At 73.1% G+C, this 24,975-nt stretch carries 21 protein-coding genes and 1 riboswitch; of the genes, 5 read left to right on the top strand and 16 right to left on the bottom strand.

The features are described from left to right. Positions 1 to 75: 75 nt before the first annotated feature. The 3 genes from ACRX5W_RS18770 to ACRX5W_RS18760 all read right to left on the bottom strand — a co-directional run bounded on the left by ACRX5W_RS18770 (position 76) and on the right by ACRX5W_RS18760 (position 4,995). The gene (locus ACRX5W_RS18770; protein WP_436789340.1) at positions 76 to 1,077 is read right to left on the bottom strand and encodes an SWIM zinc finger family protein; all 1,002 of its coding nucleotides are present in this window, start codon (positions 1,075 to 1,077) and stop codon (positions 76 to 78) included. After that, positions 1,074 to 4,004, bottom strand: a complete 2,931-nt coding sequence (locus ACRX5W_RS18765; protein WP_436789339.1) for a DEAD/DEAH box helicase — start codon at positions 4,002 to 4,004, stop codon at positions 1,074 to 1,076. The genes ACRX5W_RS18770 and ACRX5W_RS18765 overlap by 4 nt, the downstream gene beginning before the upstream one ends. 220 nt (positions 4,005 to 4,224) lie before the next feature. Next, positions 4,225 to 4,995: a TetR/AcrR family transcriptional regulator gene (locus tag ACRX5W_RS18760; RefSeq protein WP_436789338.1), complete on the bottom strand. Its 771-nt coding sequence runs from the start codon at positions 4,993 to 4,995 to the stop codon at positions 4,225 to 4,227. A gap of 155 nt (positions 4,996 to 5,150) precedes the next feature. Here ACRX5W_RS18760 and ACRX5W_RS18755 point away from each other — a divergent pair, with 155 nt between their 5' ends. Next, entirely contained in the window at positions 5,151 to 5,681 is a 531-nt protein-coding gene (locus ACRX5W_RS18755; protein ID WP_436789337.1) for a methylated-DNA--[protein]-cysteine S-methyltransferase, read from the top strand. Between the two features lie 388 nt (positions 5,682 to 6,069). On the opposite strand, the gene ACRX5W_RS18750 is transcribed toward ACRX5W_RS18755, so the two are convergent. Next, a complete protein-coding gene (locus ACRX5W_RS18750) occupies positions 6,070 to 6,510 on the bottom strand; it encodes an Lrp/AsnC family transcriptional regulator (RefSeq protein ID WP_436789336.1) in 441 nt (146 codons plus the stop codon). Positions 6,511 to 6,617: 107 nt separating this feature from the next. Between ACRX5W_RS18750 and ACRX5W_RS18745 the strand changes: the two genes are divergently transcribed. After that, positions 6,618 to 7,574, top strand: coding sequence for a hypothetical protein (locus tag ACRX5W_RS18745; RefSeq protein ID WP_436789335.1), 957 nt, complete (start codon positions 6,618 to 6,620; stop codon positions 7,572 to 7,574). Between the two features lie 241 nt (positions 7,575 to 7,815). Beyond that, positions 7,816 to 8,283: a hypothetical protein gene (locus tag ACRX5W_RS18740; protein WP_436789334.1), complete on the top strand. Its 468-nt coding sequence runs from the start codon at positions 7,816 to 7,818 to the stop codon at positions 8,281 to 8,283. A gap of 195 nt (positions 8,284 to 8,478) precedes the next feature. Here ACRX5W_RS18740 and ACRX5W_RS18735 read toward each other — a convergent pair whose 3' ends face one another. From ACRX5W_RS18735 to ACRX5W_RS18725, 3 genes are all read right to left on the bottom strand, one after another. Further along, positions 8,479 to 9,600, bottom strand: coding sequence for a M24 family metallopeptidase (locus ACRX5W_RS18735; RefSeq protein ID WP_436789333.1), 1,122 nt, complete (start codon positions 9,598 to 9,600; stop codon positions 8,479 to 8,481). A gap of 205 nt (positions 9,601 to 9,805) precedes the next feature. Next, complete coding sequence (locus tag ACRX5W_RS18730) at positions 9,806 to 10,939, bottom strand: CaiB/BaiF CoA transferase family protein (RefSeq protein ID WP_436789332.1); 1,134 nt, start codon at positions 10,937 to 10,939, stop codon at positions 9,806 to 9,808. Between the two features lie 310 nt (positions 10,940 to 11,249). Next, on the bottom strand, positions 11,250 to 13,067 hold the full coding sequence (locus tag ACRX5W_RS18725) for a helix-turn-helix domain-containing protein (protein ID WP_436789331.1): 1,818 nt from the start codon (positions 13,065 to 13,067) through the stop codon (positions 11,250 to 11,252). 581 nt (positions 13,068 to 13,648) lie between these two features. On the opposite strand from ACRX5W_RS18725, the gene ACRX5W_RS18720 reads away from it, so the two are divergent. Beyond that, positions 13,649 to 15,661: an AAA family ATPase gene (locus tag ACRX5W_RS18720; protein WP_436789330.1), complete on the top strand. Its 2,013-nt coding sequence runs from the start codon at positions 13,649 to 13,651 to the stop codon at positions 15,659 to 15,661. 97 nt (positions 15,662 to 15,758) lie between these two features. Here ACRX5W_RS18720 and ACRX5W_RS18715 read toward each other — a convergent pair whose 3' ends face one another. The 7 genes from ACRX5W_RS18715 to ribD form a co-directional block, all read right to left on the bottom strand. Continuing rightward, on the bottom strand, positions 15,759 to 16,274 hold the full coding sequence (locus ACRX5W_RS18715; protein ID WP_436789329.1) for a PH domain-containing protein: 516 nt from the start codon (positions 16,272 to 16,274) through the stop codon (positions 15,759 to 15,761). A gap of 62 nt (positions 16,275 to 16,336) precedes the next feature. Next, complete coding sequence (gene hisG, locus ACRX5W_RS18710) at positions 16,337 to 17,194, bottom strand: ATP phosphoribosyltransferase (protein ID WP_436789428.1); 858 nt, start codon at positions 17,192 to 17,194, stop codon at positions 16,337 to 16,339. Positions 17,195 to 17,334: 140 nt separating this feature from the next. Next, a complete protein-coding gene (locus ACRX5W_RS18705) occupies positions 17,335 to 17,598 on the bottom strand; it encodes a phosphoribosyl-ATP diphosphatase (protein WP_436789328.1) in 264 nt (87 codons plus the stop codon). A 56-nt stretch (positions 17,599 to 17,654) separates the two neighbouring features. After that, positions 17,655 to 18,140, bottom strand: a complete 486-nt coding sequence (gene ribH, locus ACRX5W_RS18700; protein WP_436789327.1) for a 6,7-dimethyl-8-ribityllumazine synthase — start codon at positions 18,138 to 18,140, stop codon at positions 17,655 to 17,657. Positions 18,141 to 18,206: 66 nt separating this feature from the next. Next, complete coding sequence (locus ACRX5W_RS18695) at positions 18,207 to 19,526, bottom strand: bifunctional 3,4-dihydroxy-2-butanone-4-phosphate synthase/GTP cyclohydrolase II (protein ID WP_436789326.1); 1,320 nt, start codon at positions 19,524 to 19,526, stop codon at positions 18,207 to 18,209. A 131-nt stretch (positions 19,527 to 19,657) separates the two neighbouring features. Continuing rightward, positions 19,658 to 20,293, bottom strand: coding sequence for a riboflavin synthase (locus ACRX5W_RS18690; protein WP_436789325.1), 636 nt, complete (start codon positions 20,291 to 20,293; stop codon positions 19,658 to 19,660). A gap of 1 nt (position 20,294) precedes the next feature. Beyond that, complete coding sequence (ribD, locus tag ACRX5W_RS18685) at positions 20,295 to 21,476, bottom strand: bifunctional diaminohydroxyphosphoribosylaminopyrimidine deaminase/5-amino-6-(5-phosphoribosylamino)uracil reductase RibD (RefSeq protein ID WP_436789324.1); 1,182 nt, start codon at positions 21,474 to 21,476, stop codon at positions 20,295 to 20,297. Positions 21,477 to 21,684: 208 nt separating this feature from the next. After that, positions 21,685 to 21,828, bottom strand: a riboswitch (FMN riboswitch). A 273-nt stretch (positions 21,829 to 22,101) separates the two neighbouring features. Here ribD and rpe point away from each other — a divergent pair. Further along, positions 22,102 to 22,791 carry a ribulose-phosphate 3-epimerase gene (rpe, locus tag ACRX5W_RS18680; protein ID WP_436789323.1) on the top strand — a complete coding sequence of 230 codons (690 nt, stop codon included), beginning with the start codon at positions 22,102 to 22,104 and terminating at the stop codon, positions 22,789 to 22,791. A 127-nt stretch (positions 22,792 to 22,918) separates the two neighbouring features. On the opposite strand, the gene ACRX5W_RS18675 is transcribed toward rpe, so the two are convergent. Together ACRX5W_RS18675 and ACRX5W_RS18670 are read right to left on the bottom strand one after the other, a co-directional pair. Next, positions 22,919 to 24,388 carry an RsmB/NOP family class I SAM-dependent RNA methyltransferase gene (locus tag ACRX5W_RS18675; protein ID WP_436789322.1) on the bottom strand — a complete coding sequence of 490 codons (1,470 nt, stop codon included), beginning with the start codon at positions 24,386 to 24,388 and terminating at the stop codon, positions 22,919 to 22,921. Then, positions 24,385 to 24,975: methionyl-tRNA formyltransferase (locus ACRX5W_RS18670; RefSeq protein ID WP_436789321.1), on the bottom strand; the 591-nt coding region annotated here is incomplete at its 5' end. The genes ACRX5W_RS18670 and ACRX5W_RS18675, both read right to left, overlap by 4 nt.

Raw genomic sequence — 24,975 nt, 5'->3', positions numbered from 1 at the left:
ATCCGGCCCCCCCACACCGTCAGACCGACGTGCCCGAGCAGATGCGGGGCGAGGGTGCACGATCTTGCATTCGACTCAAGCCGGAATCTGCCGCCCCGGCGCCTCGCCGGATGAGGGCGGCGCGGGCTCCGCGGGCGTCCGAGACTCCGCGGGGTCAGCCACCGCGGATTCGGAACCTTCGCGCGCCGAGGCCGCGGCCGATGCGTCGGCCAGCAGGTTGAGCGCCCGCGCTGCGGCTTCGCGGGCGAGGAGGCGCAATGCCTCCGGGTCAACGCCCGGTCCGGCGGGCAGGTCCGGCATGTCGCCGGGGGCGTCGGGGAGCGGCGGGGGTTCGGGCAGGGTTCCGGGCGTGGTCGCGTACGCGTCCACCGCCGGCACCAACTTCCCATCGGAAGAAGTCAGTTGCGGCTCCATCCCCGGCTCGGGTGCCGACGCGCCGCGCTTCTGGAGTGCGTCGAGGAAGCGCTCCTCGCTCATTCCGCGCATCAGGAGCAGCACGAAGGGGTCCGCGTCGAGGAGCCACGCCGCCTGGTAAGCCAGGGCCGCCGCGTGGCGGCACGGATGGCCCCAGTCCTCGCAGTCACACGAGGGGTCCAGGTCGCCGATGCCCGGCAGCAGCGGCACCCCGACGTCCTCGGCGGCGGCGACCAGGTCGTGGGGCATGTCGCGGTCGAGAAGCGCCGCGATGTGGCCGGCGCGGGCGGCGACCTGGTCGAGGAAGCGGTCCCACTGTCGCGCGGTGAGCGGTTGCAGGAGCTGGGTGGTGCGGTGGACGTCGCCGCTCTCCGCGTACACCGGTGCGGTCAGCCGCCCCGGGGCGACGGTGATGCTGCCGACACGCCCCGTATAGGCGTATTTGCGCCCGACGCGGAGCGCTTCGAGGTCGAGTGCGGAGTCTTCCACGGCCTGGAGCCAGGCGCGTCCCCACCACGAGCGGGCGAATGCCCGGCCGCCGCGCCTGCCTGCCGGGAAGGCCGTGAAGCCGCGCGCCTCGGGTGCCGCGTGAGCCGCCGCATGCCGAGTGGCCTCACGAGTCGCTCCTTGTGTCAGTGCCTGTGATGCTGCTTCGTGGGTCACGGAGCGCTCCTCAGTTCGACCAGGTTCGCCAGTTCGGCATCGGTGAGTTCGGTGAGCGCGGCCTCGCCGGAGATGAGTACCGCGTCGGCGAGCGCGCGCTTGGCCGCGAGCATGTCGGCGATGCGGTCCTCGATGGTGCCTTCCGCGATGAGCCGGTGGACCTGCACCGGGCGGGTCTGCCCGATGCGGTAGGCACGGTCGGTCGCCTGGTCCTCGACGGCGGGGTTCCACCAGCGGTCGAAGTGCACGACGTGGTCGGCGCGCGTGAGGTTCAGCCCGGTTCCGGCCGCCTTGAGCGACAGCAGGAATACGGGCGCCTCGCCGTCCTGGAACCTGCGCACCATCTCCTCGCGGCGGGCGACGGGCGTCCCGCCGTGCAGCAGTTGGCTGTCGATGCCGCGCGCGGTGAGGTGGCGTTCGATCAGGCGGGCCATCGCGACGTACTGCGTGAAGACGAGGACGGCGCCGTCCTCGGCGGTGATGGTGTCGACCAGTTCGTCCAGCAGTTCGAGTTTTCCGGACCGGCCTTCCAGCCGCGCGTCGGCTTCCCCGAGGTAGTGCGCGGGGTGGTTGCAGATCTGTTTGAGCGCGGTCAGGAGCCGGACGACGCGACCGCGGCGCATGATGCCGGTGCTGCCGGCGATTTCGGCCATGAGTTCGCGGACGGTCGCCTCGTACAGGGCCGCCTGTTCCGGGGAGAGCGCGACCGGCCGGTCGGTTTCGGTCTTGGGCGGCAGTTCGGGCGCGATGCCGGGGTCGGATTTGCGGCGGCGCAGAAGGAACGGCCGGACCAGGCGGGCGAACCGCTCGGCCGCGGCCGGGTCGCTGCGGGACTCGACGGGCACTGCCCACCGGCGCCGGAACGCGGCGAGCGGACCGAGGAGACCGGGGGTCGTCCAGTCGAGAATCGCCCACAGCTCGGACAGGTTGTTCTCGACCGGGGTGCCGGTCAGCGCGACCCGCGCGGAGGCGGGGATGCGGCGCAGTTCCTTCGCGGTGCCGGATTGCGGGTTCTTCACGTGTTGCGCCTCGTCGGCGACGACCAGGCCCCAGTTCCTTGCGGCGAGGGCGGCCGCGTCGCGGCGCATCGTGCCGTACGTCGTGAGCACGAACCCGTCGGCAAGCTCGTCGAGGTCGCGACTCGTGCCGTGGAACCGGCGCACGCCCGTGTCGGGCGCGAAGCGGCGGATCTCGCGCTCCCAGTTGCCGAGGAGGGACGCGGGACAGACCACGAGGGTGGGGCCCGATGTCGTGTCGTCCTGCTGCCGGTGCAGGTGCAGCGCGATGAGGGTGATCGTCTTGCCGAGGCCCATGTCGTCGGCGAGACAACCGCCGAGGCCCAGTTCGGTCATGCGGGCGAGCCAGCGCAGCCCGCGCAACTGGTAGTCGCGCAACGTCGCGGCGAGGGCGGCGGGTGCCGCGAGCGGCTCCGTCCCCGTGTCGGGGTCGGCGATGCGTTCACGCAGCGTACGCAGGAAACCTTCGGCTTCCACGGCCACGCGTGTGCCCGCGACGTCGACGGTGCCGGTAAGAGCGGCGCCGAGCGCGTCGAGTGCGGACCGGGTTCCAAGATCGCGTTCGCGGGCGCGGCGCAGGACTTCGGGGTCGACGAGGGTCCACTGGTCGCGCAGCCGGACGATCGGACGCTTGGCTTCGGCGAGCGCGTCCATCTCCGCGTCGGTGAGGTCGCTGCCGCCGACCGCGAGCCGCCACCGGAAGGCGAAGGCCGCGTCGCCGCCGAAGAACGACGGCAGTCCCGACTTCGCGTGCTCATCGGTGAGGCCGCCCACGACGGCCTTGGCGGTGAGCCCGCGCGCGAGCCGCTTGGGCCAGTGCACCTCGACACCGGCGGCGGCGAGACGGGCGGCGGCCGGGCCGAGGAGGTCGCCGAGCTCGTCGTCGGCGAGATCGAGGGCGTCGGGTACGGCCTGCCGCAGCAGGCGTTCGAGGGCGGGCCACGCGTCGGCCGCGCGGCGTACCGCCATGGTGGCGTCGAGGCGCGCGCGGGGGCCGAGGCGGGCGATCGTCCGGGCGCTCTGATCGTCTTCGACGTCGCGCGCGGCGCCCGGGGTGCCTGCCCACAGATCGGCGGCGTCGACGACGAGCGTCGGGTCGGCGAGGCTGTGCAGTTGGACGACCGCGCGGACGCCGGACGGAACATCGGTGTCGGTGTGTTCCGGTGTCTCGATGCGCAGTGACGCGCGCAGCCCGGTGTCGAGCCCGGCCGCCACCTCGTCGGCCCAGGACCGCAATTGCGGGACCCGCACGGGGGCGGTGGACGCGGAGAACAGCGGCGTCCCCGCGGCCCGAGCGGCGGCGGGGGTGCGCGGCATGGTGTCGGCGACCGCGTCGAGGAGGCCACGCACCAGGTCCTCGGCGTCGGCGAGTTCGAGAAGCGTGCCGGTGCCGCCACCGGTCGCTGTGACGCCGTCGTGCGGCACCGCGCGGGCCTCGGGCGGCATGGCGCGGGCGAGTTCGCGGATCCGGGCGACGTCGGGGGCGTCCAGCGGACCGACCCGCCATGCGTCGAAATCCCCCGCGGTGACACCGGGCAACAGGCGTCCGCGCGCAACGAGCTGGAGCGCGACCAGGCAGACCGCCCCCCAGAACGCGGCGGCCCGGTGTGCACCGGGTGCCGTCCGTGCCCGGGAGAGCACCGGCAGGGCCTCGGCGACGGGCAGGCGTACGCCGGGCACGGTCCGCCGGGCCACCGCACCGGTCGCGGAGTCCGGTGCGACGACGGTCAGTTCGACGGCTTCGCCGGCGCCCGTCGGCAGGTCCACGCCGTCGGGGCTCCAGAAGGCGAGGTGGGAGAGGCGGGGAGGGTCCGCGGGCTCGAACACCGGGGCGCAGCGGCTGAGTGCAGCGGCGTCTCCGGGGGTCGGGCCCGGGTGGGCGGTGGTGGTGCGGGTGGTGCCGATCCCCATGCGGGGGCCTCCAGGGGTGGACGGCTGCGGATTCCGTACAGCGTACGGTACGTCGTACGGAGATCGGAACGCCGTATGCGTCCGTCCTATTCCCCGTCCTCCCCGGGAGCTGCCCCCGCACGCCTCGGGCCGGCCGCACCCGGTAGCTCACGGCCGAGCGCGGCCGGGAGGCAGCGCTGGGACCGCCGCCGCGCGTTTCCGGGCCCGCCGCAGCTCTTCCTCACTCCGGTTGCCGCCCCAGCGCCCGCTCGTCCACCAGCCGTTCGACACCGTCGAGCAGGCGGGCCAACCCGAATTCGAAGCCCTCGTCCGGGGCGACCTCGAACGCACCCGACGCCCACACGCCGTACAGCGTCGGATAGCGCGACTGCTGGATGAACCGTTCGAGCATCGGCGTCGCCTGCTCCCACCACTCCTCGTAGTCCACGCCGGAGTCCCGCGTCGCGGTGCCGAGGTCGGCGTTGATCTGCGCGACGCCGCGCACGTAGCCGTCGACCAGATTCACCACGTCGACCATTTCGCGCGGACTGAGCCCGATGCCGGACACCGCCTTCATCGCGAACTCCGAACGCGCGGTCTCCCCCGGACCCATCAGCATCAGGCCGGGCGTCGACAGCGACACGACCCACGGGTGCCGCAGCGCCACCGCGCGGTCGGCGCGCGCGTGCAGTTCGAGGGCTTCGCGCCATGTCCCCGCGAAGTCGGCAGGCCGCTCGGGCTCGGCGAGGACGCTGTCGAGCATGAGGTTGACGAGTTCGTCCTTGCCCGGGACGTATGTGTAGAGCGACATCGTGCCCACACCGAGGCGCTCGGCGACCTTGCGCATCGAAAGCGCCGGCACGCCGGACTCGTCGGCGAGCGCGATCGCCGCCGCGACCACGCGGTCGACGCTGAGCCCGGGCTTGGGGCCGCGCGCGGGCGGCTCCTTGCCCCGCCACAGCAGCGCGAGCGTGCGCGCGGGGTCGGACCGACCGGTTTTCTCCACTGCCATGGACCGTCCTTCGCAAAGACGCGAGTGCACTAAGCCGCCGAACGGGACCAGGAATCCCGTACGGTGTACACAGTTTAGGAGCCGCGTCCTCCCGGGACCGGCCCGGGCTCCCGCCCGCCGCGCGAAGTGTCCGATGCGGACGGCAGACTGGAGAAATGACGTCACGCGGCTCCATGCTCTTCGACACCGCGATAGGCCGGTGCGGCATCGCCTGGGGTACGCGTGGCGTCACCGCCGTGCAGTTGCCGGAGCGCGACGACGAGGCGACCCGGCGACGGCTGCCCGACGCCTTTCCGGAGGCCGAGCCCCCGCCTGCGGTCCGCGACGCGATCGGGGCAATCCGCGCGCTGCTGCGCGGCGAACCCCGCGACCTGGCCGACGTCGTACTCGACCTGGACGGCGTCCCGGAGTTCCACCGGCGCGTCTACGCGGTGACGCGGACGATCCCGCCCGGCAGCACGATGACGTACGGCGAGGTCGCCGGGCGCCTCGGCATGCCCGGCGCCGCCCGCGCGGTCGGCCACGCGCTGGGACGCAACCCGTGCGCGATCGTCGTCCCGTGCCACCGGGTGCTCGCCGCCGGCGGCGCGTCGGGCGGCTTCTCCGCACACGGAGGCGTGGGCACAAAGATGCGCATGCTCACGATCGAGGGCGCACCGCGGGCGCCGCAACCGACGCTGTTCTGAGCGACTATCCGCGGGCCCGTTCACTCGCATACTCCCCTGACCAGCCGTCAACGGGGCGCCCGGGGCCTTCCGAACGATGCGTTGCGAGTCCGGGTCCGCGGGGAGGTGGCCCACCGCATCACAGACGCTCGGCTGCGTCTTCAAGCGCGCCCTTGCCGGACGCCGGCTCCCCACATGCGTCGGCGGAGGAAATCACATCGCGATGTCCATTGCCAAACCACCTTCCTTGCTCCCGATCCACGCCCCCGCTCCGCCCACCCACGTGCACAGGGCTCGACAGGGCTCGACAGCGCACGCCCTCGCGCGCCGCCCACCCGGAAAGCCTGACGTGGTCAGGACAGCAGTCGAGAACGACCGAGCCTCACCGACGGATCCGATCCGCCCCCGCTCAGAGATTCGGCGGGCGCCCCTCGTACGGCGTGCTCAGCACCACCGTCGTGCGCGTGGAGACGTTCGCCGCGGCGCGGATCTTCGCGAGCAGCGCCTCCAGGTCGCCGGGCGCACCCACGCGGACCTTGAGGATGTAGCTCTCGTCGCCGGCCACGCTGTGGCAAGCCTCGACCTCGGCGAGGTCGGCGAGCCGGTCGGGGGCGTCGTCGGGCGCGGCCGGGTCGATCGGTTTGACCGAGATGAACGCGGTCAGCGGCAGCCCCAGGGCGTCGGGGTCGACGACGGCTCCGTACCCCTTGATGACACCCCGCTGTTCAAGCCTGCGGACGCGCTGGTGCGCGGCCGAGGTCGACAGGCCGGTGGCCTTGCCCAGGTCGGTATAACTCATGCGACCGTCCCGGACAAGCAGTCGGACGATCTGTCGGTCGAGGTCCTCCACAGCGTAGAACCTAGGGCATCGGCGGCCTTCGGACACGGTCGGCCGCTTTACGCACACTCTCGCGCGATGCCGGACCGGCCCGTTATTCGGCGGCTACTCTGACGCGCATGACGACCGCGACCCGTATCACCGCGCTCGAACAGCTCGACCGCGCGCTGCTGCGCGTCACGTCCCGCGACGACACCTCCGCTTCGCGCGCCCGCCAACTCCGCTGGGTAGCAGGCGAGTTGCGACGTGCCGTGGTACGCGAGGGCTTCCCCGCCGAGGCCCGCGCCTCGCTCGCCGACTTGCTCTCCGCCGACCCGGTCGGCGTCTACCTCGACTGGGCGGCTCGCGGCGAACTGCGCACCCGGGCCACCGCCGGCCCCGGAACCTCGACCGTCGCCAGCATCCGCGTGCGCATGGACTGCCTCGAAATACTCGCCCGCGCCGGCGGCGTCCCCGTCGATCTACCCGAGCGCCCCGGGACGCAGGAGCTCAAGCAGCCCGTCGGCGCCCGCCAGCGGTCGCTGTTGCAGGGCTGGCTGGAGGCGGGCGCCGACCGCCCGGGTGCCGGTGCCGGACGCGTGCGCCTGTTCGCGCTCATCGGCATGGTCCTCGACACGGGCGCCCGGGTCGGTGAGCTGTGCGCGCTGCGGCTCGACGACCTCGCTCCCGACCTCGCGACGGTCACTGTCGTGCGCCGGCCGCAGGCGCGTTCGCTCGCGGCACCCACGACCGAGGTGCACGAGCTGTCTTCGCACACCCGCGCGGCGCTCCAGCGCTGGCTCGACGTGCGCGAAGAGCTCATCGTCGGCGTCGAGGGCAGCACGACAGCGCTGTGGGTGTCGGTGCGCGGCAACCACGCCGGCGTTCTCGACGCCGACGGGCAGGCCCGGTTGCGGCCGCCGGGCATGCCCCTGATGCCGCGCGGGCTGGCACGGGCGTACACCAAGACCGTCGTACAGGTGAACGCCGACATGGTCGGACATCCCGGCTGGGAGCCGCTGCCGTACCGGCTGGAGCAGTTGCGCCGGGCCGTCGAACCGCGCCCGGTGGAGGCGGTCAAGCCGCACGCGACGTGACGCGGCATCAACAACCGCACGCCCAGCGTCATATGCATTTCGCGGCGAAACGGGCTGGGGACCGAGTCCGGAAAATCCGGGCCATGCGGAGTGCTGCGCTCCGTCGGTCCCCGCGGCTATGGTCGGCGCAGCGGGACGACCCGGGAGGTACGGGTGCCGTCCGCGCAGGCGACAGGGGGATCCCCGTGAGCGAGCGTACCGACCGAATAAACGCCGTCCCCACCCGGAGCGAGGTGCCGGCATGAGCAGCATCGTCCTGGACCTCCACAGCATTGCCGAGGCCCCGCCGCCGATCGACGAGGACGACGCCGCGACCGGCCCGACCGACGCGGACGCCCCCGACACGGCCGCCGGGGAATCCCCGCTCGCCGTGCCTCTCCCGCAGCCCCCGGCGAGACTGCGCTGCGCGACATGCGGAACGGTGCTCACCGTCGACGCGCCGGCACCGGCCCCGCAGACCGACGCCGCCGACGCCGTGCCGCTCGATGCCGACGACGGGGACGCGTCCTGGCGCGTGCCGGTGCACGCGGTGCTGCCGACCGCCGTCGACCCCTTCGCGGCGCTCCCCTGCCCGGGATCCGGCCTGGCCGCGGACCCGGCGACGGACGCGGTCGACGCGCCGGCCCCGGTGCCGCCCTCGCCGCCGCCGACGGTCCTGCCACTCGGACTGCACTGGCGCGACCAGCCGTTCTCCCACTCCTCGGCGTGACCCGCCGGCGCGCTCTCGGGACGACCAGGGCGACGGGAACCGCCGAACGGCCGTCGGCGTCCCCGCTGTTGCCGTCCGGGGGTGGCGGTGCCATCGGGGGTCCTGGGGCCCGGGCCGGCCTGTGCCGCCGCGCAACCGTCGCACGCGACATCGCGGCGGCACGGGTCGGAGGCCGCCCGGATCCCTTCGCGCGAATCAGGCGTCGACGATCGCAAGTTCGTGCGGGCGGTGGTTCATCGGCTCGCCGTCGTTCTCCCGGCACACAACAATGTCCTCGATCCGGGCGCCGTGCCTGCCGGGCAGGTAGATCCCCGGCTCGACGGAGAACGCCATGCCGGGTTCCAACGGGAGCGACGACCCTTCGACGATGTACGGCTCCTCGTGGGTCTCCAGCCCGATGCCGTGGCCGGTGCGGTGCACGAAGTACTCGCCGTAACCGGCGTCGGCGATGATGTCGCGGCCGACGGCGTCCAGTTGTTCGGCGGTGATCCCGGGGCGAACGGCCTCGCACTGCGCCCGCTGGGCCCGGTGGAGGACTTCGTAGTAAGCCGCGAAGTCGGCGGGCGGCTCGCCGACGCAGTACGTCCGCGTCTCGTCGGAGCAGTAGCCGTCCTCCGTCGTGCCGCCGATGTCGACGACCACGGGCTCGCCCGTGCGGATGACCCGTTCGGAGAGGTCGTGGTGGGGGCTGGCGCCGTTCGGGCCGGACGCGACGATGACGAAGTCGACGCGGACGTGGCCCTCGGCGAGGATCGCCTCGGCGATGTCGCGGCCAACCTCGCGCTCGGTGCGTCCGGGGCGCAGCAGCTCGCCGACCTGTGCGTGCACGCGGTCGATCGCGGCGCCGGCCACCCGCAGCGCCTCGATCTCCGCCGGAGTCTTGCGCATGCGCATTTCGCGCAACACACCGCCCGCGAGGGCTTGTTCGGCCTCGGGCAGGACGCGGCGGAAGCCGAGCACCTTCTCGGCCCACATGTGGTTGTCGACGCCGACCTTGGCGACGCCCCGCGGCAGCCGGCGGGCGATCAGCGCGTACGGGTCCTCGGTCTCGGCCCATCCCGTGATGTCGATACCGAGCCGCGCGGCCGGCGACGCCTCGGCGGCGGGCTTCTCCAGGCCCGGCACGACGAGGAACGAGTCGCCCTCGGCGGGCACGACGAGACAGGTCAGGCGCTCCAGCGGCAGGGCCTCGTATCCGGTGAGGTAGCGCAGGTCGGCGCCCGGCGTGATGAGGAGCGCGTCAAGCCCGGCCGCGGCGGCGGCTTTCGCGGCGGCGGCGAGGCGGTCGGTGGGGTACAGCTCGGAGTTATCGCTCACGGCCCAAATCTAGGGGGTGTCTTCAAATCCCCCTCGGATCAACCGCGTCGCACCGGACCTGGACGGCCCTCCTTCGTGCCGTGCATCGCACGGAGCAGACGTGCAGCTCGGCCTGGGTTCGGCTGGGGAGAGCCGCCGGGCGCGGCGCTCTCGCAGCGGCGATACGCCGCTGCGTTCGCCGCCGTCCAGCGGTCATCGCCCCCGGTCACAGCCCCGGGCCGCCGAGCACCCCGTCCGTACGCAGCTTCTCCACCTCCGCCGGCTCCAGGCCCCAGCCGGCGAGCAGCGACGCGGTCAGCGCCCCCGGTTCGTCCCCGGTCCGGGACGGCGTGCGGGAAAGCCGTGGGGCGGCTGCCGGTTGCGTGGTCCCGTCGCCGCCCTCGGCGTAGGTGCCGCGGGCGGCGTTGTGGGGGTGGGCGGCGGCTTCGTTCCAGTCGAGGACGGGAGTCACGCATGCGTCGGTGTCGCGGAAAACGTCGGTCCACGCGTCGCGCGTACGCGTCCGCAGAACTTCTGCGAAGCGGGCCCTGAGTGTCGGCCAGCCCGACCGGTCGTTCTGGGCGGGCAGTTCGGCGCCGTCGAGGCCGAGCCCGGCGAGAAACTGCGCATAGAACTGATGCTCGATGCAGCCGACCGCCACGAAGCCGCCGTCGGCGGTTTCGTAGACGTCGTAGAACGGCGCACCGGTGTCGAGCAGATTGGTGCCCGGCTCGTCGGACCACGATCCGTTGGCGCGCATGCCGTGGATGAACGCGCCGAGCACAGCCGACCCGTCGGTCATCGCGGCATCCACGACCTGGCCGTGCCCGGAGCGCTGTGCCTCAAGCAGCGCGGCAAGGATGCCGAATGCGCAGAACATCGCGCCGCCGCCGTAGTCGCCGACCAGGTTGAGCGGCGGAACGGGACGTTCACCCGCGCGAGTGAACGCGTGCAGCACCCCGGAGATCGCGATGTAGTTGATGTCGTGCCCGGCGCGCGGCGCGAGGGGCCCGTACTGGCCCCAGCCGGTCATGCGGGCGTAGACGAGGCGCGGGTTGCGGGCGAGGCACACGTCGGGACCGAGGCCGAGGCGTTCGGTGACGCCCGGCCGGAAGCCCTCGATGAAGACATCGGCCGCCGCCGCGAGGCGCAGCACGGTTTCGGTGCCCTCGGGCCGCTTGAGGTCGACTTCCAGGCCGCCGAGCCGGCCGCGGCCGACGACGAGGGACGGCATACCGCCCGCGCCGGGACGATCGATGCGGATGATCTCCGCACCGGCGTCCGCGAGCATCATGCCCGTGAAGGGCCCGGGACCGATGCCCGCGAGTTCGACGACCTTGATTCCCGACAGCGCACCCATGCTGGTCCTCCCGACCGGGCCGAAAGGCCCAGGGTTCCGACGTGCGCCGGCCGGCGGGCGCCGCGACGAGCGCGTCGCACCGCATGTCGGCGCAGCACACAGGTCGGCGGTGCCGGGCCCCGCCGGCCCGATCATGCCTGACACAGTCAAACACAATCATGCCTGACAAAGTCAAGCATGTGCAGTGGGCCGGAGAGGTGGACGCGCTGCACCCTCTTGGCGAAACGACGGCCCGCAAACCGGACGGGTACGGCCGACGTCGGCCGTACCCGTCCGCGCGAGCGCCGCACGCCGGAACCGGGCCCGCCGGCTACCGCCGCCTCTCGTCGGACGGGCGGCGCGGGGCGGTGTCGGCCAGATGCACGGTCTCCAGCGCGATCAGCAGGTCGAGGCGCAGCCGGGAGTCCTGCGTGAACGGACCGACCAGCCGCTCCAGTTTGCCGATGCGGTACCGCAGCGTGTTGTAGTGCACGAACAGGCGCCGCGAAGTCTCGGCGACGTTGAGGTTCGTCTCCAAGAGCACGTGCAAAGTGCGGCGCAGCTCGCCGGCCTCGGGGTCGTCGCCTGCCGCGAGCGGCCCGAGGACCTCGCCGGCGAAGCGCTCCAGTTCGCCGTCGACGGGCAGCATCGCCAGCAGCCGGAAGACCCCGAGCCGGTCGAAGTCGGTGACCGCGCCGGGTCCTTGCAGGCGGCGACCGGCCGCCAGCGCGCGGTGGGCCTGTTCGTACGCCCGCGGCAGCGCGCCGATGCCGCGGGCGGGACGACTGATTCCGGTGGTGAACGTGCGGGGGATGCGTCCGCAGGCCGCGCGCACCCGGGCGGCCGCCTCACGGCCGACGGCCGCGGCGGTGGCGCAGCCTTCTTGCGGGGCGGTGAGCACCGCGACGATCTCGCCGGGGTAGCCGGCCACCACGGCGTGGGGGTCGGTGAGGCGTACCGCGGTGGTCCACGCCGCGGCCAAGGCGTCCTGGTGGCGTCGCAGACCGCCCGCGGTGTCGCCGGCCAGCGGATCGGGTTCGGCGACGACGACGGTGACCTCGCGGTCGAGAAGAGCGCCCAGCCCGCGCGGGGGCAGCTTGTCGGGATCGGCGAGGCGCCCGGTGAGCAGGTCGCGCAGCAGGTCCGCGCGGTACTTGATCTCCCCGGCGTCGGCCCCGGCGTCGAACGCGGCGCGGGCGAGACGGCCGGCCACGGCGAGGGCGTGAGCGGCGGTGGGCAGCAGCACGCGGGAAAGGCCGACATCGGCGTCGTCGGAGAACTCGTCGTCCGGCACGGTCGCACCTTCGTGCGACGTGTGCCCACCGGCGCCGGAGGCAGCGGTCGCAGCCGATTTGCCGTACGCGGATTCCCGGGGCCCCGCCTGGAGTTGCGGACCGGACTCCGTCTGCTGCCCGCCCGCTCGGACCGGGGTCGTCGTCCGGACTCCCGGACCGGCCCCCGTCCGCGGCGCGGCAGGCCCCGCGGCCGACCGTGTGCCGGCTTCGGCCGCACTTCCCGCGCCGGTCGATTGCGGCATCGGCCGGACATCCGACCCATCCCCCGTGTCCGCATGCGCCCCCGCGACGGTCGGCTCCGTCGTGCCGCTCGGCCCGACCACCCTGCCGAGGGCCACGTCCGACGGGCCGTCGGTGCAGGCGCTCGTGTCCGCCCGGAGCCTCGCCGCAGTCCGCTCGGTCTCGCCGCCCGCCGACGCAACCACCGTGCTGACACTCACTTCTGACGGGCCGTCGGGGCAGCCGGGCGGCGGCTCGTCCTCGCGGGGCGGAGGCCCCTTGGCACATTCGGGAGGCGGAACGTCAGCGACGGCCTCGGCAGCCGCCGAGCCCGCGCGCACGCGGCGCTTGGTCGGCAGCGTCCGCACCGTCTCGCGCGTTCCGGTGCCCGCGGCCTGCGTCGAGCTGACCACCCCGGAACCGCCGACCGTCCCCGTCTTGGCGACCTTGGCCACCCTGCCCGCCTTCCTCTTGACCGCGTTGTCGACCGCCTTGTCGACCGCGTTGCCGGCGCGTCCCGCCCGGCCGCGCGTCGCGCCCGCCGAGCCCTCCGCGGCCGTGCCGACGCCGTCACCGGAGCGGACCGGAGGGCACCCTCCGGCAGCAGCGGTTCCGGAGTCGCCTTCGATGCCCATGCACCGACCGTATCGGCGCGAACACACCTGCGTCAGCTCCCGTGGGGGCGCGCAGGCAGCGCGCCACCGGTGTGCGCCGGGCGCACGCGCCCATCCGCGGTCCGCTTCCGAGGGCCATACAGGACCGCAACTTGCAGACGTTCCCGGCTACTTCGTCGCTACCATGCACCTGTCGTCGCGTATCGGCACGGACACCTTCGGTCACGTTTTCCGGCATCATCGAATCCGCCGCATCGCCTGCACAGGATGTCGGCGAACAACACGCTCATCGCAACCATGCCCTTCCACAAGGGAGTTCCCAGTCGTCGGGCGAACCTCCGCCGGCCTCGCGGGCGACCGGCCGGCGACCCGGAGAGCGGGCGTCCGGGAATCCCGGAGGGCGGGCCGACCACCGGGAATCCCGCTTCGAGAGTCCCGACTTGGGGACTGTTCGCCGACCTCGCGGGGCAAGACCCCAACGGGGAAGGACCACACGGGAGATCCGCGAACGACATCGACCGGCCAAATCCGGTCGGGAATGATCCACACCGCTCCGGAACACACCGAACGCGGCGCAGCCCGGGTCGAGGGAGGGAGTCGACATGGCGCACACCGAACGCGCGTCGCGTACCCGAGGCGTGGCCGAACAGGCATGGCTGCGCGGCATGGACGCCTACGTCGCCGGCGAATACGGCAACGCCGAAATGGAGTTCCGGACCGCCGCCGACCACGACCCCGGCATGGCCGACGCGTGGCTCGGCCTGCACGCCCTGAAAGTCGACGTCGCGGGTGCCGTCGTCGCCATGCACCGCCACCGCGACCGGTTCGGCGAGCAGCGCCTGCGATACGGTCGTCCGCTCAATTCGTGGTATTGGCTCGGCTGGTGGGTCCAGTTGGTGCTGGAGACTCCGCGCGACCTCGCCCTCGCGCACGCGTCGCACTGGCTCGACGGCCGCCACCTCCCCGAGCTCGACGCCGCCCTCGCCGACTGCCCCTCCCCCGAGGAGGACGCCTCCACCCGGTTCCTCCTCGCCTGCCGCGCGTATCTCGGCAAGGACTGGTGGCAACTGCTGCGGCACACAAGCGGGTTGGAGGACGATCCGCTCCTCGGTGTGGAGGCCGGGCTGTTCGCCGGGATGGCCCGGGTGCGGCTCGGGCTGTACGACAAGGCCGAGCACGTGCTCGCCACCGCACTCGCGCGCTGCCGTTCCGAACACCCGCAGCGCAAGGAACTGCGCTACTGGCTCGCCCGCGCGTACGAGGAGACCGGCCGCGCGCCCGCGGCTCTCCCCCTGTACCGCGCCGTGCACCACGCCGACCCCGGCTTCATGGACACCGCGGTACGGCTGGCCGCCCTCGACGCAGCCGCGGACACCGTCCCGTCGCTGTTCGTCCCCGACGCGGGCGCACGCGTGACCGGGCCCGCGATCGCCGGCACCGACACGGCCACTCCGGTGCCGCCGCACGCGGCGGCCCCGACGACGACGGGCGCGAACGGCGGGTCGGGCGCGCTCGTACCGCCCCCGCGCGACGCGGAGCCGGCGCCCCCGGGCAACCAGCCCGGCCCGACCACCCCGGTCGATCCCTCGGGCGCACGGAATCCGTCACAGCCCGCAGATCCGCGGCATCCCGACGCCGCACCGCCCCCCTCCGCACCGGCAGGCAGCGCGGCACCACCCGCGTCGCCGCCTGCCGCACAAAACGGCCGAGAGCCCGGTGCCAACCCGACCGCGCCCCCGGCGGCACCCGCGGCCGCAGCGGCCGAAGACCTCGCCTCCGCGCTCACCGAACTCGAACACATGGTCGGCTTGGAGCCGGTCAAGCAGCAGATGCGGGCCCTGTCCGCCCAGATGCGCATGGGGAGGCTGCGTGCCGCGCGCGGTCTCCCGGCCGCCGCGCCTATGCGGCATTTCGTGTTCTCCGGTCCGTCGGGCACCGGCAAGACCACCGTCGCCCGCCTGCTCGGCCGCATCTTCCACGCACTCGGCCTGCTGGAATCCGATCGCCTGGTCGAGGCGCAGCGGCCCGATCTTGTGGGCGAGTACCTGGGCCAGACGGCGGTGAAGACCGGCGAGTTGATCGATTCGGCGCTGGGCGGCGTGCTGTTCATCGACGAGGCGTACTCGCTGGCCGGCAACGGCTATGCGAAGGGTGACGCCTACGGGGACGAAGCGGTCCAGGTCCTGCTCAAGCGCGCCGAGGACGACCGAGACCGCATGGTCGTGGTGCTGGCCGGCTACCCCGAGGGCATGGACCGCCTGCTGGCGTCCAACCCCGGCCTGTTGTCGCGCTTCGCCGCGCGGGTCGAGTTCCCGAGCTACGACGAGGTGGAGCTCGCGCTGATCGCCGAACACCTCGCCGCGACGGGCGGCGACGTGTGGGACGACGACTGCCGCGCCGAGCTCCGCAGCATCATGGCCTACGTCTGCGCGCAGGGCTGGGTCGACGAGTTGGGCAACGCGCGGTACGTGCGGACGCTGTACGAGAAAGCGTGCGCGTACCGCGACCTGCGCCTCGTGGGAATGCCGGGTGATCCGGACCGCGTGGAACTGACGACGCTGCGGCTGCCCGACCTGTTGCAGGCCTACGGCGAGACGACCGCCGGACGTTCCTGACCCCGACGGGATGCCCCGCGAATTTCACTCGAAAGAGATCAGTCGCCGCGTACGCGCGCCCCCGTACGCGGCTCTCTTCCCGGACACGGCCCACGGGCTACCCCCGGGTCGGCTCGATGCCGCCGAACTCCTCGACAAGATCGCGCAGTTCCTTGGCGGCCGCGACGGCCTTGGCACGTCCGTTGGACGTCTGGATGCCCATCGCGGCCAGCGTCTCCCCGTCGGAGAGGTCGAGGATCACCCACGGATCGCCCTGCCGCAGCGAAACCCGCACGATCTGCGCCCACTCCAGATGGTGCACGCGCAGCAGGTTCACCACGGTGACGCCGTCGCGGGTCGCGACGACCTTGGGGCGGCCGAGCATGAGCATGAAGCAGAGCCCGAAGACGCCGGTGAGCACGACTCCGGCGCGCGATCCGAAGTTCCAGCCGCCGTCCTCGGGCAGGGCGACGGCGAGCACGGTCAGTCCGGCGAGGATGACCGTGCCGACGATCCTGGTCAGCAGGCGGCTTCGGGCGGCGTACCAGGTGCGCGGCAGCGCGGCGGCGCCGTCCGCCCCGTCCGCGCGGTCCTGCGGGACGGGGTTCTCGCCGGTCACAGCGGTCTGCTCCATGGTGTGCTGGTCGTCTCTCCCGCGCCGGGGCTCGCGGCGGTCGGTGGGCAGGCGTTCGGCGGTCAGATCCGGCAGGCGTGGATCCCGGTGACCAGGATCGCGCGGGCGCCGATCTCCCACAGGTCGTCCATGATCCGCTGCGCCTCGCGGCGCGGGACCATCGAGCGGACGGCGACCCAGCCCTCATTGTGCAGGGGCGACACGGTCGGCGACTCCAGGCCGGGGGTGAGTGCGACGGCCTCGTCGACGCGCTCGACGCGGATGTCGTAGTCCATCATCACGTAGCGGCGGGCCACCAGGACGCCTTGCAGGCGGCGCAGGAGCTGGTCGACGGCCGGGTTCGGGTCGGCGCCGGTGCGGCGGATCAGGACGGCCTCGGATTCGAGGATGGGCTCGCCGATGAGTTCGAGCCCGGCTTGGCGCAGCGTCGTGCCGGTGTCGACGACGTCCGCGATGACGTCCGCCACGCCGAGCTGGATCGCCGTCTCGACCGCGCCGTCCAGCTTGACGACGGCGGCGGCCTCGATGCCGAGCTGGTCGAGGTGGCGGCGGACCAGCCCGACGTAGGACGACGCGATGCGCAGCCCCGTCAGGGCCTTGCCGTCGGCGAAGTCGGTCACCGTCCCGGCGGGCGCGGCGTAGCGGAAGTTCGCGGCGCCGACGCCCAATTGGAGGATCTCCTCGGCCTCCGCACCGGAGTCGAGCAGGAGGTCGCGGCCGGTGATGCCGACGTCGAGGCGGCCGGAGCCGACGTACACCGCGATGTCGCGGGGGCGCAGGAAGAAGAACTCGACGTTGTTGTCGGGGTCGACGAGCACGAGTTCGCGGCTGCTGGTGCGCTGCCGGTAGCCGGCCTCATGGAGCATCGCCGACGCAGGCTCCGAGAGCGAACCTTTGTTCGGGACGGCGATGCGCAGCATGAGGGGACCTTCCTCCATCTGGGTGGTGTCCTCGGGCGTCGGCGGGCTCTCGCGGGCCGGCGCCGGGGGACGTGCGACGTCGACGTCGCGTTCGTTCCGACGGTGCCGTCACGTCCGGCGGTGGACGTCACGGGTTCTGCTCACAGGTGAGCGTATACGTCCTCCAGGGTGATGCCGCGGGCGACCATCATCACCTGGAGGTGGTAGAGGAGCTGCGAGATCTCCTCGGCGCAGCGGTCGGCGCCCTCGTGCTCGGCCGCCATCCATACCTCGGCGGCCTCTTCGACCACCTTCTTGCCGATGCTGTGCACGCCCTCCCGGACGAGCTCGGTGGTGCGCGAACCGGGTTCGCCGGACGCGGCTTTCTGCTGGAGCTCCGCGAAGAGCTCGTCGAACGTCTTCATCGCGGGGATCGACTTCTCCCTGGGTTCGGAGGACGGGCGGCTGGTCGCGCGTGCCGTCAGTGCGACGGCGCAGCCACTGTACGCAAGGCCACGACGGTGGCGACGGCCGCGGTGGCGGCCTCGCGTCCCTTGTCCTCCTTGGCACCCTCGACGCCCGCCCGGTCGAGAGCCTGCTGCTCGTTGTCGCACGTGAGCAGGCCGAACCCGACGGGCACGCCGGTGTCGAGCGCAACGCGGGTGAGGCCGTCGGTGGCGGCGGCGCACACGTAGTCGAAGTGCGGCGTGCCGCCGCGGATGACGACGCCGAGCGCCACGACGGCGTCATGCCCGTTCTCGGCGAGCACCTTGGCGGCGACGGGGAGTTCGAAGGCCCCGGGGACCCGGACCACGGTGGGCTCGGCGATGCCGAACTCGTCCAGCGCGGTGAGCGCGCCGGCGAGCAGGCCGTCCATGACCGCGGTGTGCCATTGCGCCGCGACGACGGCGACGCGCAGGTCCTGGGCGCCTTCCACGGTGAGCTCGGGGGCTCCGTTACCACTCATGATGGGTTGATGTCCCGTTTCTCGTACGGATGGTGACGTTTTGTCAGTTGCTTCGGGCGGGGCGGGCTAGCTCACGCTGTGCGGAGTCGCGTCGGCGGGCTCCAGGGGTTCGAGCCACGGCAGGTCGTGCCCCATGCGGTCGCGCTTGGTCATCAAGTAGCGCAGGTTGTCCGCTGTGGCGTGCACCGGGAGGGGGAGGCGCTCGGTGATCTCCAAGCCGTACCCCTCCAGACCGGCGCGCTTGGCGGGGTTGTTGGTGAGCAGGCGCATGGACCGCACGCCGAGGTCGGCGAGGATCTGCGCGCCGGTGCCATAGTCACGGGCGTCGGCGGGCAAACCGAGTTCGAGGTTGGCGTCGACGGTGTCGTGGCCGTTGTCCTGCAACTGGTACGCCTGCAGTTTGTGCAGCAGGCCGATGCCGCGGCCTTCGTGTCCACGCATGTAGAGCACGATGCCGCGTCCCGCGGCGGCGACGGTTTGCAGCGCGGCGGCGAGTTGCGGGCCGCAGTCGCAGCGCAGCGAGCCGAACACGTCGCCGGTGAGGCACTCGGAGTGGACGCGGACCAGGACGTCGTCGCCCGCGCCGATGTCGCCGGTGACGAGCGCGATGTGTTCGACGCCGTCGAGGGTGCTGCGGTAGCCGATGGCCCGGAAGTCGCCGTACGACGTGGGCAGCCGCGTCTCGGCGGCGCGTTCGACGGTGTGCTCGGTGCGGCGGCGGTAGGAGATCAGGTCGGCGATCGACACGATCTTCAGGCCGTGTTCGCGCGCGAACGGCACGAGCTGCGGAAGCCGGGCCATGGACCCGTCGTCGTTGACGATCTCGCAGATCGCGCCCGCGGGCGGCAGGCCGGCGAGACGGGCGAGGTCGACGGCGGCCTCGGTGTGGCCGGGGCGGACCAGTACGCCGCCTTCGACCGCGCGCAGCGGGAACAGGTGCCCGGGACGGGTCAGTTGGTCGGCGCGGGTCTCGGGGTCCGCGAGCAACCGCACGGTGCGCGTGCGGTCGGCCGCCGAAATGCCCGTGTCTATACCGTCCTTGGCGTCCACCGAGACGGTGAACGCGGTGCCCTTGTGGTCCTCGTTGACCTGCGTCATCGGTGGGAGCCGAAGCCGGTCGAGGTCGGCGCCGGCCATCGGCACGCACACCACGCCGGAGCTGTAGCGGATCATGAAGGCCATCAGCTCGGGGGTGGCCAGCGACGCCGCGAAGATCAGGTCGCCTTCGTTCTCGCGGTCCTCGTCGTCGACCACGACGACGGCCTGGCCCTCCGCGATGGCCTTGATGGCGTCCTCGATCGAGTCGAGGGTCAGGTCGACCACCGGGGCCGCGGTCGTGCCGGCCGCTTCGCCCGCGGCTCCGCCCGTCACGTTGGTGTCGCTCACGACCGTGCTCCTTCCAGATGCCGCGCCGCCGCGGCTTTCGTTTCCTGCGGGCCGGGGGTCGGCGTCGGCCGCCGCACGGGGGGCGGGGGGCCGCTGTCCGTCGCGCGGCAGTGCGGTGGTGTCGGGGGAACTCATGACCGGTCTCCGGCGGTTGTGGCGGCGTTGTCGCCGTACGCGCTCAGCCGCTCGACGTACTTCGCGATCACGTCGACCTCAAGGTTGACCGGGTCGCCGGGCTGCTTCACGCCGAGTGTGGTGAGCGCGAGGGTGGTCGGGATCAGGCTGACGGTGAACCAGTCGGGCCCGGCCTCGACGACGGTGAGGCTGATGCCGTCGACGGTGATCGAGCCCTTGTCGACGACGTAGCGCGCGAGTGCGGCGGGCAGCGAGATCCGCACGACCTCCCAGTGCTCGCCCGGCGTGCGGGAGATGATCTCGCCCATCCCGTCGACGTGGCCCTGGACGAGGTGTCCTCCGAGGCGTCCGCCGAGCGCCATGGGGCGTTCGAGGTTGACGCGCGAGCCGGGGGTGAGGGCGCCGAGGCTGGAACGCCGCAGCGTCTCGGCCATCACGTCGGCGGTGAACGTCGCGTCCGCGGGGTCGATCTTCTCGTCCACGACGGTGAGGCAGACGCCGTTGACGGCGATGGAGTCGCCGTGCCGGGCGCCGGCGGTGACGACCGGGCCGCGCACGGTCAGGCGGACGGAGTCACCGAGCTGCTCGACGGCCACGATCTCGCCGAGTTCCTCCACGATTCCGGTGAACACGCTAGGACTCCTTCGCAGAGTTGTTGCCGCCTGGCGTGCTGCCGTCGGCGGGTCTCACGTCGGGGGTGGTGCCGTCGCGGGAGTCGCGGGGCGCGGGCCGGGCGGTGACGCGGATGTCGCCGCCGAACCGGTCGCCGGCGGCGACCTCGTCGACCGTCAGCCGCAACGCGTCGGTGATCGAGCTGATTCCTGCGGGCCCGAGCGCGGCGGGCCCGGCGCCGAGCAGGACGGGGGCGAGGTAGCCGACGACCTTGTCGACGAGCCCGGCCGCGGCGTACGCGCCGGCGAGCGTCGGGCCGCCCTCCAGGAGCACCGAGCGGACGCCGCGGGCGAACAGCGCCTTGTTGAGGGCGTGCAGGTCGACGCCGCGGCCGTCGGCGGCACGCGGCAGCCCCAGGATCTCGGCGCGCCCGGCAACGCGGCCGGCCAGTGCCGCAGCGGCTTCCGGCGGCAGGTCGTCGGCGGTGGCGAGCAGGGTGGGCGCGGCGGTGTCGAGGACGCGGGCGGCGGCGGGGATGCGGCCGGCGGTGTCGACCACGACGCGCAGCGGCTGCCGGTCCCGGGGGCGGGCGGCGTCGCCGCGTACCGCGAGGTGGGGGTCGTCGGCGAGGAGCGTGCCCGAGCCGGCGACGACCGCGTCGACGGTCGCGCGCAGGGCGTGGACGTCCGCGCGCGACGCCCCGGAGGTGATCCAGCGGCTGGTCCCGTCGGCCGCCGCGATACGGCCGTCCAGCGTGGCGGCGTACTTCCAGGTGGTGAACGGGCGGGCGAGGCGGGTGGCGGTCAGCCACGCCTCGTTGCCGAGGGCCGCCTCGGCGGCGAGCAGGCCCCCGCTCACCTCGACCCCGGCCGCCCGCAGGACGTCGGCGCCTCCGGCGGCCTGGGGGTTCGGGTCGGCGACGGCGAACACGACGCGGGCGACACCGGCGTCGACAAGGGCCTGCGCGCATGGCCCGGTGCGGCCGGTGTGCGCGCACGGTTCGAGCGTGACGTAGGCGGTGCCGCCGCGGGCGCGGTCGCCGGACTCGCGCAGCGCGGCGACTTCGGCGTGCGGGCCTCCGGCGACTTCGTGGAACCCCTCGCCGACGACGGTGCCTGCGGCGTCCACGATGACGCAGCCGACGACCGGGTTGGGGCTGGTGGTGCCCAGGCCGCGCGCCGCGAGTGCGATCGCGCGCCGCATCAGACCCTCGGCTTCACGCCCTCGGGCGGCATTCCGGGCGGCACCTCGGCCACCGACTGCCTCGCCGGACACCCCGTCCCTCCGCATCGTTCGCAGCGTGTGCCGCGTCCGCGTGGACCGGGGGAAATACGGGCATGCCGCACAATGGCGCAGCACAGCACGGCACGGGCGCGCAGACAGAACCGACCGCACGCCGATGCCGCCGCCCGCGCGCTGCCTCCCATCCGGACTTTCACCGTCGGCACCGGAATTCCACCGGTTCGGCCGGCCGAGGCCTCCGGGTCGGAGGACGACGGTCGGTTCGCGGGCTTTTACCGCCGGTTCGGATTTTCACCGACCCCGGAGCGCGCGTACGTGACATTCGTACATCTGGAAGTGTGCCATGGCGGGCCAAGTGCTTGACCGCTTGGCTGCTGTGTGTTCCATCACGCACACACAAGGCGATGGCACAGCCACCTGACGATCCATCAGATCCTTTGGAGGTGCACGAACGCGGATCGGCGGCGGTCCCGGTGGTTTCCGACGACCCGGCTCCGAGCCCCGGTCCGGCGCCAAGCGCCGTATGGGCGGCGGCGGTTTCCGGCCCGATGCCCGGCGGCCGGGCCGGAGATGGCACCCTGTCCCCATGGCCAAGCCGCAAATCAATCCGAGCATCCTGAGCGCCGACTTCGCACGCCTCGCCGAGGAGACCGCGAAGGTCGCCAACGCCGACTGGCTGCACGTCGACGTCATGGACAACCACTTCGTGCCCAACCTGACCCTCGGGTTGCCCGTCGTGGAGGCGATCATGAAGGCGTCCGACACCCCCGTCGACGCCCACCTGATGATCGAGGACCCCGACCGCTGGGCACCGGCGTACGCCGAGGCGGGCGCGGGGAGCGTCACCTTCCACGTGGAAGCCGCTGCGGCACCGGTACGGCTGGCCCGGACGATCCGCGCCGCGGGCGCGCGTGCGTCGATGGCGCTCAAGCCCGCGACCCCGATCGAACCGTACGAGGACCTGCTCCCCGAACTCGACATGATCCTGGTCATGACGGTCGAACCGGGCTTCGGCGGACAGAAGTTCCTCGACATCATGCTGCCCAAGATCCGCCGCACCCGGGAACTCATCGGCAAGCACGGACTGGACCTGTGGCTCCAGGTCGACGGCGGTGTCTCCGCCGAGACCATCGAACGCTGCGCCGAGGCCGGCGCGGACGTGTTCGTCGCCGGTTCCGCCGTCTACGACGGCCGCGACCCGGGCGCCGCGGTCGACAAGCTGCGCGCCCTCGCCGACCAGGCCACCGGCCAGGCGGCCTGGGCCTGCGCGCACTGACACCCGCTGATCCGACGTTGTGTCGCGCACGGCGTCAGCCCGGGACCGCCTCCGGCCCCGCGCGGCGCCGAGCGCGACACCGACGCCGCGATGCCCGGCGCCGCGTCCGGCCATCGGACGGGCGCCGTCAGCCCTCGCGCCGCAGAAGCGCCAGGTACATCGCGTCCGTTCCGTGCAGGTGCGGCCAGAGCTGGACGTCGGGACCATCGCCGAGGCCGGTGACGCCCGGCAGTTGCGCGCGGGCGTCCAGCAGCGTGAATCCGCGGCCCGCGCGCGTGGCCAGGACATCGTCGACGACCGCGCGGGTCTCCGCCCGGTGCGGTGAACAGGTGACGTAGGCGACGACCCCGCCCGGCCGCACCGCGCCCAGTGCCGAGGTGAGCAACCGGCGTTGCAGCGGCCCGAGTTCGCCGATGTCCTCGGGGCGGCGGCGCCAGCGCGCCTCGGGACGGCGGCGCAGCGCTCCCAGCCCGCTGCACGGCACATCCGCGATGACGCGGTCGAAGGCACCGGGATTCCAGAAGGGCCGCGTGCCGTCGCCGGTCACGACCTGGTGGCGGGTCTGGCGTCCGAGCGCGTTGCGCACCAACCGCGCGCGGTGGTGGCGGCGTTCGACGGCGAGCAGCGACACGTCGCGCTCCGTCGCGATCGCCGCGAGGAGTCCCGCCTTGCCTCCGGGCCCCGCGCACAAGTCGAGCCACCGGGCCTCGCCGCCCGGCCCGAGCGGCGCGTTGGCCAGCGCCTGTGCCACGAGTTGGCTGCCTTCGTCCTGCACCCCGGCGCGTCCGTCGCGGACCGCCGCGATCGCTCCGGGGTCGCCCTCGGGCAGCACCGCGGCCAGCGGCGACCAGCGGCCCGGAGTGGCACCTGCGGCGTACAGCTCGTCGAGCGTGGACCGCCCGGGGCGCGCGACGAGGGTGACCGGAGGCGGCGCGTTGTCGGCGGCGAGGAGCGCTTCGATGCCGTCGCGTCCGCCGCCGAGGGCGTCCCACAGCGCCTCGACCACCCAGCGGGGATGCGAGTGGACGACCGCCAGGTGCCCTTCGGGGTCGTCGTCGTACGCCGGAGCCACCTCGCCGAGCCAGGCCTCCATGTCGTGCGCGGCCACCTTGCGCAGAACCGCGTTGACGAACTTGGCTCGGCCGTCGCCGAGGACGCCGCGCGCGAGCTCGACGGTGGCCGAGACCGCGGCGTGCGTGGGGATGCGGGTGGAGAGAAGTTGGTGCGCGCCCAGGCACAGCACGTCGAGGACGGGCGGATCGACATCGCCTATCGGCCGGTCGACGCAGCGGTCGAGGATCGCGTCGTAGGTGCCCTGGCGGCGCAGCGTGCCGTGCACGAGCTCGGTGGCGAGCGCCGCGTCGCGGCCGGTCATGCGGCGGTCGCGGAGCAACCCCGGAAGGACCAGGTTGGCGTACGCGTCGCGCTCGCCGACCAGGCGCAACACGTCGAACGCGGCGCGGCGGGCGGCGTCGGGCTTGGGGCGGCGGTAGGTGCGGCCGGCCTTGGCGGAACCGGAACCGGAGCCGGAGCCAGAGCCGGCTCCAGAGCCTGAGCCGGTCCGACCCGTGCGGCCGGGGCTGGGCCGGCGGGTCATGCGGTCGCCGCCGGCTCCCCGAAGCGTTCGCCCGCCTCGGGCCGTACGCCTCGCGCCCAGTCGACGGCCGCCATCAACCGCTTGCCCTGCGGCTGCACTTCGGTCAGTTCGACCGCGTGGCTGCCGGTCCCGACCCGGACGGCCTTGCGCTCGACGGCGATCTCCCCCGGTGCGAGCGCCGTGTCGCCCGCACGCAGCCGGACCGGCGCGAGCTTGAGCCGCTCGCCGCGGAACAGCGTCCACGCCCCGGGCGCGGGGGTGCATCCGCGCACGACTCGGTCGACGCGCATCGCGGGGGCGGTCCACTCCACGCGGGCGTCCGCGACCATCACCTTCGGCGCGAGTGACACACCGTCAGGGGGCTGCGGCACGGCCACGAGCGAGGCGTCCTCGATCCCGTCCATCGTCGCCACGAGCAGCCGCGCGCCGGACCGCGACAGCCGCTCCAACAAATCGCCGCTGGTGTCCGTCGGGCGCACGTCGTCCGTCACGCACCCGTACACCGGCCCGGAATCCAGGCCTTCCTCGATCAGGAACGTGCACGCGCCGGTGACGTCGTCGCCGGCCATGACCGCGTGCTGCACCGG

The sequence above is a fragment of the Yinghuangia sp. YIM S10712 genome (assembly GCF_051388935.1).
Taxonomy (GTDB): domain Bacteria; phylum Actinomycetota; class Actinomycetes; order Streptomycetales; family Streptomycetaceae; genus Yinghuangia.
The sequence above is the reverse complement of the archived record's forward strand: the minus strand, read 5'-3'. Positions and strand labels throughout refer to the sequence as shown.

What these genes read in the sequence shown, in the direction of transcription:
- rpe (WP_436789323.1), top strand. Translation starts at nt 22,102, where the DNA reads ATGGCCAAGCCGCAAATCAATCCGAGCATCCTGAGCGCCGACTTCGCA.
- ACRX5W_RS18745 (WP_436789335.1), top strand. Translation starts at nt 6,618, where the DNA reads ATGACGACCGCGACCCGTATCACCGCGCTCGAACAGCTCGACCGCGCG.
- ACRX5W_RS18760 (WP_436789338.1), bottom strand. Translation starts at nt 4,995, where the DNA reads ATGGCAGTGGAGAAAACCGGTCGGTCCGACCCCGCGCGCACGCTCGCG.
- ACRX5W_RS18725 (WP_436789331.1), bottom strand. Translation starts at nt 13,067, where the DNA reads ATGGGCATCGAAGGCGACTCCGGAACCGCTGCTGCCGGAGGGTGCCCT.
- hisG (WP_436789428.1), bottom strand. Translation starts at nt 17,194, where the DNA reads ATGCTGCGCATCGCCGTCCCGAACAAAGGTTCGCTCTCGGAGCCTGCG.
- ACRX5W_RS18715 (WP_436789329.1), bottom strand. Translation starts at nt 16,274, where the DNA reads ATGGAGCAGACCGCTGTGACCGGCGAGAACCCCGTCCCGCAGGACCGC.
- ACRX5W_RS18730 (WP_436789332.1), bottom strand. Translation starts at nt 10,939, where the DNA reads ATGGGTGCGCTGTCGGGAATCAAGGTCGTCGAACTCGCGGGCATCGGT.
- ACRX5W_RS18675 (WP_436789322.1), bottom strand. Translation starts at nt 24,388, where the DNA reads ATGACCCGCCGGCCCAGCCCCGGCCGCACGGGTCGGACCGGCTCAGGC.
- ACRX5W_RS18720 (WP_436789330.1), top strand. Translation starts at nt 13,649, where the DNA reads ATGGCGCACACCGAACGCGCGTCGCGTACCCGAGGCGTGGCCGAACAG.
- ribH (WP_436789327.1), bottom strand. Translation starts at nt 18,140, where the DNA reads ATGAGTGGTAACGGAGCCCCCGAGCTCACCGTGGAAGGCGCCCAGGAC.
- ribD (WP_436789324.1), bottom strand. Translation starts at nt 21,476, where the DNA reads ATGCGGCGCGCGATCGCACTCGCGGCGCGCGGCCTGGGCACCACCAGC.
- ACRX5W_RS18705 (WP_436789328.1), bottom strand. Translation starts at nt 17,598, where the DNA reads ATGAAGACGTTCGACGAGCTCTTCGCGGAGCTCCAGCAGAAAGCCGCG.
- ACRX5W_RS18755 (WP_436789337.1), top strand. Translation starts at nt 5,151, where the DNA reads ATGACGTCACGCGGCTCCATGCTCTTCGACACCGCGATAGGCCGGTGC.
- ACRX5W_RS18765 (WP_436789339.1), bottom strand. Translation starts at nt 4,004, where the DNA reads ATGGGGATCGGCACCACCCGCACCACCACCGCCCACCCGGGCCCGACC.
- ACRX5W_RS18740 (WP_436789334.1), top strand. Translation starts at nt 7,816, where the DNA reads ATGAGCAGCATCGTCCTGGACCTCCACAGCATTGCCGAGGCCCCGCCG.